The following is an 11,872-nucleotide window of genomic DNA, read 5'->3' on the forward strand; positions in this document are numbered from 1 at the left end:
GCTCGTCAGCGGCTCAGGGCGCCGACCATCGGCCCGAGCGGCCGGCTCAGGTCCGATCGGTTGAGGGAGGGCGCGTAGAGGCTCGAGACGCTCCCGTCGAGGAAGAGCGCGTTGCGGCAGCCGAGATCGTCCCGGAACAGCCGCGCGAAGGACCCGAAGCTGACCGGGCGCTCCGAGATCGCGAAGACGGCAACGCGCCCGTCCTCCCGCACGCCGACGCCGTTGCGGATCTTCTGGGAGGGGCCGTCCGCGGAGATCTTCGGGTGAACCTGCCCCTCGATCACGAGCATCGGCCCGGATTGCGTCGCGAAATCGGGCTTGATCTTCGCCTTCAGGTAGCGCCCCGTCTCGGCGACGCCGGCCTTGTCGCCCTTCACGTAGAAGATGCCGTTCGGCTTCAGGTGGAAATTGCCCGGGCCGTTGGCGGTCGAGACGCCCTTCATCTCGCGCCCCTCCTCGACATAGAGCCCGACCGGCGCCTGCCCCTTGTCGTACATGCCCGCATTCATCGCGAAGCTGAGGCGCCCGCCCTGCTTCTCGGCGAGGTTCGAGAGGGAGGAGTAGGGCAGGCCGTCCGATCCCAGCCAGAACAGGCGCAGCCGCTGCCGCTTCAGATCGACGATGCAGACCGTATAGGCCTCGCCCTCGGCCTGGACGGCGCGGCAGGGCCCGGCCTCGGGGGCGGGCTCGGCGTGCACGGCCGTCGCGGCGCTGATCAGGCCCGCGAGCAGGGTCGCCCGCGCGAGACGTAACATCATCGTGAGATCCCGAGGTGAGCCGACGGTCCGGACGGGCCGGGGGGCGTTTCCTCGCCCGAAAACGGGTTCATTTTCAAGCGGGGCGGAGCACCGACGGCGCTCGTACCGCGGAAACGCGGCCGGGGACCGTTTTCTCAATCCGGGCGTTTCTGCCAAGCGGGGGCATGGGTGTTGGGAGATCCTGAGATGATGCGCGTTGCATTGGCATCGGTCGCCCTGGCCGGGGCGCTCGCACTGGTGCCGCTGACGGCCGACGCACGGCCCGGCGGGTTCGGGGGCGGCGGCTTCCGCGGCGGCGGCGGGTTCGGCGGAGGCGGCTTCCGCGGAGGGTTCGGGGGCGGCGGCTTCCGGGGCGGCTTCGGCGGCGCCCGCTTCGGAGGGGCTGGCCTCGGCGGCGGATTCGGCGGATACCGCGGCGCGGGCTTCTACCGCGGCGGCTGGGGCGGGGGCTATCGCGGAGGCTACTGGCGCCGCGGCTACGGCTACGGCCTCGGCGGGCTGGGGCTCGGCGTCGGCCTGGGCCTGGCCGCGGGCGGCCTCTACGGCGGCTATTACGGCTATCCGGGTTACGGATACGGCTACGGATACGCGCCCGCCGGCTATTACGGCGGCTATGGCGCCTACGATTACGGCTACGGCTGCTACACGGTCCCGCGGGTGCGCTGGACGCCCTGGGGCTACCGGCGGGTCTTCGTGCAGCGCTGCTACTGAGCGGCAGGGGCGGGGCGGCTTCGAGCCGCCCCATCTCGCCCCGTCTCGCTCAGCGCCACCTCTCCCGCGCCTCGTCGCGCCGCATCGGCATCGCGTCGATCGTGGCGAACAGGCGCTCCGGCGGGATCGGTTCGGCCGATTGGAGCTTCGCCCCGCCATCCTTGCCGACGAGGACCGCACGGAAGGCGTCGGCCGGCAGGTTCAGCCGACGCCGCAGGGAGGCGGCCTCCACCGAATTGCCCACGGCCTCCAGCGTGACGAGATCGCGCTCGCCCGCACCCGCCCGCGCTGAGGCGAGCGCTTGGCGCTGCGCGCGCAGGCCGGGATCATCGGGGCCCGGCCCCGAGACGACGAGGACGCGCCGCGTCCAGAGATGGGCCGCCAGCGGATCCTCGCCGGCCCTCGCGCCGCCGGCGCCGCCGGCCATCGCGAGGGCGGCCATCGCCATCCGGAGGGGGTGTCGCATCGTCGGTCTCCCACAAGTCTCCCGCTCAACGCGCCAGACCCTCGCTCCGACCGCACCGGGACGATCAACAGGCGATGATCATACGGGCGGTGATCATGCGGGCGATTGCGGGGTCGGCGCCTCCGCCCCATCTCGCCGGAGGAGGAACCGCGAAACACCCGCAGAACCCATCTTCGAGCGCCCGCAGAACCGGAGCCCGCCATGGCCGCCGTGAACCGCCGCATCGTCCTCGCCTCCCGTCCCCACGGGGAGCCGACGCCAGCGCATTTCCGGTTGGAGGAGGGGCGCGTGCCGACCCCGCGCGAGGGCGAGATCCTGCTGCGCACCCGCTGGCTCTCCCTCGATCCCTACATGCGCGGGCGGATGAGCGCCGCGAAATCCTACGCGGAGCCCGTCGCGATCGGAGCCGTGATGGTGGGGGAGGTGGTGGCCGAGGTCGTTGCCTCGAACAACCCGGACTTCGCCGTCGGCGAGCTCGTCGCCGCCTTCTCGGGCTGGCAGGATTACGCCGTCGCCTCGGGCCGGGGCCTGCGCCGGGTCGACCCGAACCTCGCCCCCGCGACGACGGCGCTCGGCATCCTCGGCATGCCGGGGATGACCGCCTATACCGGCCTCCTCACCATCGGCGACCCGAAGCCCGGCGAGACCGTCGTCGTCGCCGCGGCCTCAGGCCCGGTCGGCTCCCTCGTGGGACAGATCGCCCGGCTCAAGGGAGCCCGCGCGGTCGGCATCGCCGGCGGGCCGGAGAAATGCGCGTATCTGCGTCAGGACCTCGGCTTCGACGCCGCGATCGACCATCGCGGCGAGGACCTGCCCGGCCAACTCGCCGCGGCCTGCCCGGACGGCATCGACGTCTATTTCGAGAATGTCGGGGGCGCCGTGTTCGACGCCGTCCTGCCGCTCCTCAACGGCTTCGCCCGGGTGCCCGTCTGCGGCCTCGTCTCCGGCTACAACGCCACGGAGCTTCCGCCCGGGCCCGATCGCTCCCCCGCCCTGATGCGGGCGATCCTGACGAAGCGGCTGCGGCTGCAGGGCTTCATCGTCTCGGATTTCGCCGATCAGGCGAGGACCTTCGCCCGCGACGTCGGCGGCTGGCTGAGGGAGGGACGCGTGCGCTACCGCGAGGACATCGTCGAAGGCCTGGAACAGGCGCCGGACGCCTTGATCGGCCTGCTCAAGGGGCACAATTTCGGGAAGCTGATCGTCCATGTCGCGTGAGCGCGGGGATGGCGTGTCGCGCGCACGGACGTGGGTCGGCCCTTGCGCCGGGCATGGAACAAAGGTAGAACGAACGGCGGATCGCGGCGCGCGTTCCCCAGGTGTGTTTTTCGTGGACCGGCAGCGCACCCGCATTGCGGGCGGCGGCTCACGGCCCCAGAACCTGAGGATGGGCATGCGCCGGTCCGCGACGGCCCAGTGAGATCGACAGCAAGGAGAGAGCGATGGCGGGCAGCGTGAACAAGGTCATTCTGGTCGGCAATCTCGGGCGCGACCCCGAGACGAGGCGCCTCGCCTCCGGCGACCCGGTGGTGAACCTGCGCTTGGCGACGTCCGAATCCTGGAAGGACAAGGCGTCGGGCGAGCGCAAGGAGAAGACCGAGTGGCACTCGGTCGTGATCTACAACGAGAACCTCGCTCGCGTCGCCGAGCAGTACCTGCGCAAGGGCTCAAAGGTCTACGTCGAGGGCCAGCTCCAGACGCGCAAGTGGACCGACAATTCCGGCGTCGAGAAGTACACGACCGAGGTGGTGCTGCAGCGCTTCCGCGGCGAGCTGACGATCCTCGACGGGCGCGGCGGCGGGGCCGAGATGGGCTCCGACGAGGAGGGCGGCGGCCAGATCAGCCGCGGCGGCGATTTCGGCGGCGGCTCGCGGGGCGGCGATTACGGCGGCGGCCGCTCGTCCAGCTCCGAGCGGCGCCCGGCCTCGACCGGCGGCAACGGGAACGGCGGCAGCGGTGGCGGCGGCCGGGGCAATTACGACCTCGACGACGACATCCCGTTCTAGGATCGGATCGTTCCGCATCGCCCGGCGCGCCGCGCCCCCTCTCCCGTTCGGGAGAGGGCCGGGGTGAGGGGTGCGATCGCTCCGGACGAGGCGCATCCCTCACCTGATCCGCGTTCCGACAAACCGACCTCTCCCGGATGGGAGAGGGGATCAGGGCTCCATCCCTTGCGCGGCCCCGCCCCCGCGCCCCATATCGCAAAAAGAACATATCACGAACGGAGCCGCCATGCGGACCGCCGACAAGCAGATCGCCGACATCCTCGTGCGCTACGGCGAGCCCTTCGGGGGCAATGTCTGGCGCGTGCAGGGCACGGCCGTCATCTACCACAAGACGCTGGAGCGCATCGCCGCGCAGGCCGGGATCGTCTTCGATCCGCCCACCCTCATCCGGGCCGAGCGGGACGAGGCCGTGATTCTCGTCACCGGCCGGCTGCCGGGCACCAAGCCCGGGACGGAGCGGGTCGAGTGGTCGCTCGGCGAGGCGCTCGTCAACGTGAACTACCGGGTCTCCGGCAAGCAGGCGGCCTACGTCTACGCGATGGCCGAGAAGCGGGGGAAGGACCGGGTCATCCTCAAGCTGATCGAGCTGCACGGCCTCGTCTACAGCGAGGAGGAGGCGGACGAGTTCCGCCAGTCCCAGGGCGTGCCGATCCGCGCGGTCGACGAGGATTTCGAGGCGGCCGACCCGTTCGACGAGGTCACGGAGGCCGAGGGCGACCTGAAGCGGCGGATCGACGAGGCGGACAGCGTCAATGCGGTGACCGACCTGATGCTCGATGCCGAGACGCAGCGGATCCTGAACGGCTTCCCCGCGGGCACCCGCGACGAGGTTCGCGACTACGCCAAGGCCCGTCTCGTGGCCCTCGGCTGGCCGGGCAGGAAGGGTCGCGGCCGCGCCGCGTGAGGCGGATGCCGCCCGAGGTGGTATCGTGAACCGCATGGTGCGGCCTCAGGACCTGAACAGCGACCGCGGCACGGGCGCGCCCGCCGAGATCCTGGCCGGCACGGTCGAGCGGGTGACGTTCCACAACGCCGAGACGGGGTTCTGCGTCCTCAAGGTCGGGGTGCGGGGCAAGCGCGACCTCGTCCCCCTCGTCGGGCACGCGCCCGCGATCGGCGCGGGCGAGTGGATCACCGCGACCGGGCACTGGGTCTCGGACCGGGCGCATGGCCTCCAGTTCAAGGCGACCTCGTTGACCGCGACGCCGCCGACCGGCGTCGAGGGCATTGAGCGCTACCTCGCCAGCGGCCAGATGCGCGGCATCGGCCCTGCGATGGCCAAGCGCATCGTCGCGCTCTTCGGCGCAGACACGTTCGAGATCATCGAGGCCGAGCCGGGGCGCCTCACGGAGGTGCCCGGTATCGGACGGAAGCGCGCCGAGCGGATCGTCGCCGGCTGGGCCGAGCAGAAGGCCGTGCGCGAGATCATGATCTTCCTGCACGCGCACGGGGTCGGCACGGCGCGCGCCGTGCGCATCTTCCGCACCTACGGGCATGATTCGATCGCCGTGATGACGGAGGACCCGTACCGGCTCGCCCGCGACATCCGCGGCATCGGCTTCCGCACGGCGGACGCGATCGCGATGCGGCTGGGGATGGAGAAGCACGCGCCCCAGCGCCTCGCGGCCGGGATCAGCTTCGCCCTGCAGACGGCGATGGACGAGGGCCATTGCGGCCTGCCCGCCGAGCAGCTCACCGCGCTCGCCGTCAAGCTCCTGGAGGTCGAGGCGGAGGCGGTGCGCCTCGCGGTGGCGGGCGCGGTCCGGGCGGCCGAGGAGGTGATCGCCGACGACCTCGACGGGCAGCCCTGCCTGTTCCTGAAGGGTCTGCACGGAGCCGAGCGGGTCATCGCCGAGCGCCTGCTCGTGCGCGCCGCCGGCACGCCGCCCTGGGGCGGGATCGACCTCGAGAAGGCGCTGCCCTGGGTCGAGGGTCGCACCGGCAAGACCCTCTCGCCCTCCCAGCGGGAGGCGGTGCGGCTGGTGCTCGCCTCGAAGCTCGCGATCGTCACGGGCGGCCCCGGGGTCGGCAAGACATCGACCCTCGACTCGATCCTGCGCATCCTCACCGCCAAGGGCGTGCGGGTCCTGCTCGCCGCCCCGACGGGCCGCGCCGCCAAGCGCATGAGCGAGCAGACCGGGCTCGAGGCGAAGACGATCCACCGCCTCCTCGAGATCGACCCGCGCAACGGCGGCTTCACCCGCAACGCGGAGAACCCGCTCGACGGCGACCTCCTCGTCATCGACGAGACCTCGATGGTCGACGTGCCGCTGATGAACGCGCTCCTCAAGGCGGTGCCGGAGGACGCGGCCCTCCTCCTCGTCGGCGATGTCGACCAGCTCCCCTCCGTCGGTCCCGGCCAGGTGCTCGCCGACATCATCGCCTCGGGGCGGGTGCCGGTCGCGCGCCTCACCGAGGTGTTCCGGCAGGCGGCCGAGAGCCGGATCGTCGTCAACGCCCACCGCATCAACCGGGGCGAGATGCCGGAATGGCCCCGCCGGGGCGAGGCGAGCGACTTCTACTGCGTCGAGATCGAGGATCCGGAGGAGGGCGTCGAGAGGCTCGTGGAGGTGGTGACGCAGCGCATCCCGAAGCGCTTCGGCCTCGACCCGGCCCGCGACGTGCAGGTGCTGACGCCGATGATCCGCGGCTCGCTGGGCTCGCGCAACCTGAACCACGCCCTGCAGCGCGTCCTGAACCCGGACCCGCCGACCGAGGTCGAGCGCTTCGGCTGGCGCTTCGCCCCCGGCGACCGGGTGATGGAGACCCAGAACGACTACGACCGCGAGGTCTTCAACGGCGATCTCGGGCGCGTCTGCGGCATCGACGCGGAGGAGGGGGTGCTGAGCGTCGATTTCGAGGGCCGGATCGTGGAGTATCCCTTCGCCGAGCTCGACACGCTGGTGCCGGCCTTCGCCACCACGATCCACAAGAGCCAGGGCTCCGAGTACCCCGCCGTCGTGATCCCGGTGACGACGCAGCACTGGACCATGCTCGCCCGCAACCTGCTCTACACGGGTGTCACGCGCGGCCGCAGCCTCGTGGTGCTGATCGGCCAGCGCAAGGCCATCGCGATGGCGGTGCGGGGCACCCGGGCGCGGGCGCGCGTCACCAAGCTGAGGCGGTGGCTGGAAGCGGGAGAGGGCGATCTCCGGCTCGGCTGACACAGTTCAGGGTTGAGTAATTCTCCAAAAAAACAACCAAAACTCTAGGTAACGACCGCGACATCGACAGTGATTGTTTAGATCGGCCATCGTATTCTTGCTCCATCGGAGGAGAAGCCGACAATGGCCGGAGACCCTCGACCGGTAGTGCCAGAGATCGACGCGCGACGCATCGAGGACCATCTGCGACGTCCCTAGCATCGGCTTGCCTTCGATCCGGAGCTCGAGCACGCCTTCCGCGCGTCGAGCCTCGCCGCGAGCCGGCGGCACATCATCGTCGAGATCGCGATCCTGGCGACGATGTGCCTTGCCGTGGCTCCGATCGATTACGCGGAGCACCCCGCCTGGCCGCTCGCCCTGGGACTTCGCCTCGGAATCCTGTTCCCGATCCAGCTCCTCGCGATCGGCATCGCTTGCCGCGCGCGGAGTCACGCCGCGCTCGATCTCGCGGGAGCGCTCTCCTTCTGCGTCGCCATGGCGGTGATCACACTCCTCGCCAGCACGGCGGGCGGCGAGACAGCCACGCGCTACCTGACGGTTCAGGGCGGGCTAATCCTCGTCTACGGGGCCCTGACCGGGCAGCGCCCCCTGGCCACGCTGCTTTCGATCGGATTCGCGGTCGCCGCCTATGACGGGGCGGTGATCGCGATGGCGGAGGCGGGCGAGGAAGGCCGGCTCCCCTACGCCGCCTTCGTGACGGCGTTCAGCCCGGGCTTCCTGGCGGTTCGCATCCTCCTGTTCGACCGCACGGAGCGGACGCACTTCCTGCATCGCCAGCTCCAGGCCTGCCTCAACCGCGACCTGACCCGGCTGACCCGGGAATTGGCGACCCTGGCCGGCACCGACCCGCTGACCGGCCTGCTGAATCGGCGCGGCCTCGACGCGTATCTCGGCCCCGCCTGGGCCGCGGCGGGAGAGCGGTGCGCGTGGATCGGGGCCGCCCTCGTCGACATCGATTACTTCAAGGCGTTCAACGATGCCGCGGGGCACGAGGCGGGGGATGGCTGCCTCGGGGCCGTCGCCGGCCTGATCCGCTCCGAGATCCCGCTCGGGATCGGGCGGACCGCGCGCCTCGGCGGCGAGGAATTCGTCGTGGTCATGCCGGATACCGGCCCCGAACGCGTTCTCGAGATCGGCGAGCGCCTCCGCGACGCGATCGAGCGGACGGCCCTTCCTCATCCGGGGCGCTGCGCGCCGGGCCACGTCACGGTCAGCGTCGGCGTGGCGAGCACCATCCCCTGCGCGACCGCCCGCCCGGCCGACCTGCTGCGGGCCGCCGACCGCGCGGTCTACGAGGCGAAGCGCCAGGGCCGCAACCGCGTCTCGGCCGGCCTCGTGCGGGACCCGGACGTGCACCGCGCGGACCTCTCGGCGGCCTGAACCCGGAACGGGCTCAAATCCTTGCTGAATCGGTGTAATCCGGGCCGGCCGCGACTTGCGCGCGAGGCCCGTGATGATTAATTAACCACCTGATATCATTCGTATTCCCGAACGTCCGGCAGCTCCTTCGGAGAGTGCCGCCGCGGCGCTTCGCGGCTCTGATAGGCGGCCCCGGCTCGGGCCCGCGCGAGACGGAACAGAAACTTGGCAGATAACACCGATCAGGGTGCCGGCGCGCCCCCGCCCGCCACGGACATCAAGCCCGTCTCCATCACCGACGAGATGCGCCGCTCCTACCTCGATTACGCGATGAGCGTGATCGTGAGCCGGGCGCTGCCGGACGCGCGCGACGGCCTCAAGCCGGTGCACCGGCGCATCCTCTACTCGGCCTTCGAATCCGGCCACCTGCCCGAGCGGAAATACGTGAAGTCCGCCCGCATCGTCGGCGACGTGATCGGTCTCTACCATCCGCACGGGGACCAATCGATCTACGACGCCCTGGTGCGCATGGCCCAGGACTTCTCCATGCGCCTCATGCTCATCGACGGGCAGGGCAATTTCGGCTCCGTCGACGGCGATCCGCCGGCGGCCATGCGCTACACCGAGTCGCGCCTCGCCAAGCCCGCCACCGCGCTCCTGACCGACATCGACAAGAACACCGTCGATTTCGGGCCCAACTACGACGAGTCGCGCGAGGAGCCGTCCGTTCTCCCGGCGCGCTTCCCGAACCTCCTCGTCAACGGTGCCGGCGGCATCGCGGTCGGGATGGCGACGAACATCCCGCCCCACAATCTCGGCGAGTTGATCGATGCCTGCGTCGCGCTCTTGGACGATCCGGCCATCACGGTCGAGGGCCTCAACGAGATCGTGCCCGGCCCCGACTTCCCGACGGGCGGCCTGATCATCGGGCGGGCCGGCACGCGGCAGGCCTACGCCACCGGGCGCGGCTCCATCATCATGCGGGCGAAGTCCCACGTCGAGGAGCTGCGCAAGGAGCGCGAGGCGCTGATCTTCACCGAGATCCCCTACCAGGTTAACAAGGCGACGCTGATCGAGAAGATCGCCGAGCTCGTGAAGGAGAAGCGCGTCGAGGGCATCTCGGACCTGCGCGACGAATCCGACCGCGACGGCATGCGCATCGTGGTCGAGCTGAAGCGCGACGCGATGGCGGACGTCGTGCTGAACCAGCTCTACCGCTACACGCCGCTGCAGACCTCGTTCGGCGCCAACATGGTGGCCCTGAACGGCGGGCGGCCGGAACTCCTCAATCTCAAGGACCTGCTCCAGGCCTTCGTGGATTTCCGCGAGGAGGTCGTCTCCCGGCGCACCAAGTTTCTGCTCGGCAAGGCCAGGGAGCGCGCCCACGTCCTGTGCGGCCTCGCCATCGCGGTCGCCAATATCGACGAGGTGATCCGCCTGATCCGCACCTCGCCCGACCCGAACACTGCCCGCGAGGCCTTGATGGCCCGCGACTGGCCGGCCCACGACATCGCGCCGCTAATCGCCCTCGTCGACGACCCGCGCCACCGGGTGGCCGATGACGGCACCTACCGCCTCTCCGAGGTGCAGGCCCGCGCGATCCTCGATCTGCGCCTGCAGCGCCTGACCGCCCTCGGCCGCGACGAGATCGGCGACGAGTTGAAGACGCTCGCCGACGAGATCGCGGACTACCTCGACATCCTGCGCTCGCGCGCCCGCATCCAGGGCATCGTGAAGCACGAGCTCGCCGAGGTGCGCGCGCAATTCGCCACGCCCCGCAGGACCGAGATCGTCGACTACGATTCGAGCGTCGAGGACGAGGACCTGATCCAGCGCGAGGACATGGTCGTCACCGTGTCCCATGCGGGCTACGTGAAGCGCGTGCCGCTCTCGACCTACCGGGCCCAGCGGCGCGGCGGCAAGGGCCGCTCCGGGATGAGCACCCGCGACGAGGATTTCGTGACGCGGCTGTTCGTGGCCAACACCCACACGCCGGTGCTGTTCTTCTCCGACCAGGGCCAGGTCTACAAGGAGAAGGTCTGGCGCCTGCCGATGGCGGCCCCGAACGCCCGTGGCAAGGCGCTCGTGAACATCCTGCAATTGCAAGCGCAGGGCGAGCGCATCACTACGATCATGCCGCTGCCGGAGGACGAGGCGTCCTGGGAGGCGCTCGACGTGATGTTCGCGACCGCCTCCGGGAGCGTGCGCCGCAACAAGCTCTCCGACTTCGTGCAGGTGAACCGCAACGGCAAGATCGCCATGAAGCTCGATGCGGGCGACCACATCGTCCATGTCGAGATCTGCCGGCCCGACCAGAACGTGCTCCTCACCACCGCGGACGGCCAGTGCATCCGCTTCCCCGTCGAGGACGTGCGCGTCTTCAAGGGCCGCGATTCCACGGGCGTGCGCGGCATCAACCTGGGCAAGGACGATCGGGTCATCTCGATGACCATCCTCAACCACTTCGAGGCGTCCCCGGAGGAGCGGGCCGGCTATCTCAAGATGCGCCGGGCCATCATCGGCGACGGGGCCGAGGCCGAGGAGGGCGAGGACGAGGGCTTGGCGGAGGCCTCCGCCCTCTCGCCGGAGCGCTACAGCGAGATGAGCGCCCACGAACAGTTCGTGCTGACCTTGTCGGAGCGCGGCTTCGGCAAGCGCAGCTCCTCCTTCGAGTACCGGGTCTCCGGGCGCGGCGGCAAGGGCATCACGGCGATGCGGGTCAACAGCCGCAACGGCAGCCTCGTCGCCTCCTTCCCGGTGGAGACCTCCGACCAGATCATGCTCGTCACGAATGCCGGGCAGCTGATCCGGGTGCCGGTGGACGACATCCGCATCGTCGGCCGCGCCTCTCAGGGCGTGACCGTGTTCAACACGGCCAAGGACGAGCGCGTGGTCTCGGTGGAGCACATCGAGGGCGAGGACGAAGCCGAGGACGAAGCGGCAACCGGCTGAGGAGGGGCGAGATCCGTGCCGCCGCTCCCGCGCCCGCGAGGCGGCGGCACAAATGGGAGGCGTGCCGAATATTGAGGCAGACCCCGGAGTCCGCTTCCCGGTTTCGTCAAAGGATTCTCTACGAATTGCCGTTATTGCACTGCGTTATGAACGGGCGCGGAGATGACCGCGCTCTTCGTCCCAGACGCAGCGCACAGGATCGGCTCACGTGTATTTCCAAGTCAGCGCCACCGATCGATCCCGCTCCGTGACGTTCCAGCGCGCGTCGATGACGGAGGCTCTCGAGAAGGCCCTGGCGCTCCTTGTCAGCGGTCTCACCGACGTCATGGTCACGAACCCGGACGGGGCGCGCCACACGCCGACCGAGTTTCTCGCCGCCTACCGCTCGGCGCAGGAGCAGCGCCCGGTCCGGCCCGCCCTGCGCGCCCGCGCCGCCTGAACGGCGCGCCGCCCGGA

General features: G+C 70.3%; 10 protein-coding genes. 8 read left to right on the plus strand and 2 right to left on the minus strand.

All coding sequences use genetic code 11. From position 1 onward, the window contains the following. Nucleotides 1–5: 5 nt before the first annotated feature. Nucleotides 6–758 (minus strand): phosphodiester glycosidase family protein, encoded by a 753-nt coding sequence (locus tag J2X36_RS08820; protein WP_310348501.1) that lies wholly within the window; start codon nucleotides 756–758, stop codon nucleotides 6–8. Between the two features lie 186 nt (nucleotides 759–944). On the opposite strand from J2X36_RS08820, the gene J2X36_RS08825 reads away from it, so the two are divergent. Then, on the plus strand, nucleotides 945–1,469 hold the full coding sequence (locus J2X36_RS08825; protein ID WP_132249672.1) for a hypothetical protein: 525 nt from the start codon (nucleotides 945–947) through the stop codon (nucleotides 1,467–1,469). Nucleotides 1,470–1,518: 49 nt separating this feature from the next. Here J2X36_RS08825 and J2X36_RS08830 read toward each other — a convergent pair whose 3' ends face one another. Beyond that, nucleotides 1,519–1,935, minus strand: a complete 417-nt coding sequence (locus J2X36_RS08830) for a DUF4174 domain-containing protein (protein ID WP_310348503.1) — start codon at nucleotides 1,933–1,935, stop codon at nucleotides 1,519–1,521. Between the two features lie 201 nt (nucleotides 1,936–2,136). Here J2X36_RS08830 and J2X36_RS08835 point away from each other — a divergent pair, with 201 nt between their 5' ends. The 7 genes from J2X36_RS08835 to J2X36_RS08865 all read left to right on the plus strand — a co-directional run bounded on the left by J2X36_RS08835 (nucleotide 2,137) and on the right by J2X36_RS08865 (nucleotide 11,855). Continuing rightward, entirely contained in the window at nucleotides 2,137–3,153 is a 1,017-nt protein-coding gene (locus J2X36_RS08835) for an NADP-dependent oxidoreductase (RefSeq protein WP_310348505.1), read from the plus strand. A 224-nt stretch (nucleotides 3,154–3,377) separates the two neighbouring features. After that, nucleotides 3,378–3,941: a single-stranded DNA-binding protein gene (gene ssb, locus J2X36_RS08840; protein WP_310348508.1), complete on the plus strand. Its 564-nt coding sequence runs from the start codon at nucleotides 3,378–3,380 to the stop codon at nucleotides 3,939–3,941. Between the two features lie 226 nt (nucleotides 3,942–4,167). Continuing rightward, the gene (locus tag J2X36_RS08845; RefSeq protein ID WP_132249664.1) at nucleotides 4,168–4,845 is read left to right on the plus strand and encodes a trna delta -isopentenylpyrophosphate transferase; all 678 of its coding nucleotides are present in this window, start codon (nucleotides 4,168–4,170) and stop codon (nucleotides 4,843–4,845) included. Nucleotides 4,846–4,879: 34 nt separating this feature from the next. Continuing rightward, the gene (locus J2X36_RS08850; protein WP_310348883.1) at nucleotides 4,880–7,105 is read left to right on the plus strand and encodes an ATP-dependent RecD-like DNA helicase; all 2,226 of its coding nucleotides are present in this window, start codon (nucleotides 4,880–4,882) and stop codon (nucleotides 7,103–7,105) included. Between the two features lie 312 nt (nucleotides 7,106–7,417). Next, on the plus strand, nucleotides 7,418–8,485 hold the full coding sequence (locus J2X36_RS08855; RefSeq protein WP_310348511.1) for a GGDEF domain-containing protein: 1,068 nt from the start codon (nucleotides 7,418–7,420) through the stop codon (nucleotides 8,483–8,485). Between the two features lie 204 nt (nucleotides 8,486–8,689). Beyond that, the gene (gene gyrA, locus J2X36_RS08860; protein ID WP_310348514.1) at nucleotides 8,690–11,416 is read left to right on the plus strand and encodes a DNA gyrase subunit A; all 2,727 of its coding nucleotides are present in this window, start codon (nucleotides 8,690–8,692) and stop codon (nucleotides 11,414–11,416) included. A gap of 208 nt (nucleotides 11,417–11,624) precedes the next feature. Further along, nucleotides 11,625–11,855 (plus strand): hypothetical protein, encoded by a 231-nt coding sequence (locus tag J2X36_RS08865; protein WP_132249658.1) that lies wholly within the window; start codon nucleotides 11,625–11,627, stop codon nucleotides 11,853–11,855. The last annotated feature ends 17 nt before the right edge of the window (nucleotides 11,856–11,872 follow it).

The organism is Methylobacterium sp. BE186, assembly GCF_031457035.1.
Taxonomy (GTDB): Bacteria; Pseudomonadota; Alphaproteobacteria; order Rhizobiales; family Beijerinckiaceae; genus Methylobacterium; species Methylobacterium segetis.

Excerpts from the sequence above, each read along its gene's own strand:
- J2X36_RS08820 (WP_310348501.1), bottom strand. The coding sequence starts at position 758 with ATGATGTTACGTCTCGCGCGGGCGACCCTGCTCGCGGGCCTGATCAGC.
- J2X36_RS08825 (WP_132249672.1), top strand. The coding sequence starts at position 945 with ATGATGCGCGTTGCATTGGCATCGGTCGCCCTGGCCGGGGCGCTCGCA.
- J2X36_RS08830 (WP_310348503.1), bottom strand. The coding sequence starts at position 1,935 with ATGCGACACCCCCTCCGGATGGCGATGGCCGCCCTCGCGATGGCCGGC.
- J2X36_RS08835 (WP_310348505.1), top strand. The coding sequence starts at position 2,137 with ATGGCCGCCGTGAACCGCCGCATCGTCCTCGCCTCCCGTCCCCACGGG.
- ssb (WP_310348508.1), top strand. The coding sequence starts at position 3,378 with ATGGCGGGCAGCGTGAACAAGGTCATTCTGGTCGGCAATCTCGGGCGC.
- J2X36_RS08845 (WP_132249664.1), top strand. The coding sequence starts at position 4,168 with ATGCGGACCGCCGACAAGCAGATCGCCGACATCCTCGTGCGCTACGGC.
- J2X36_RS08850 (WP_310348883.1), top strand. The coding sequence starts at position 4,880 with ATGGTGCGGCCTCAGGACCTGAACAGCGACCGCGGCACGGGCGCGCCC.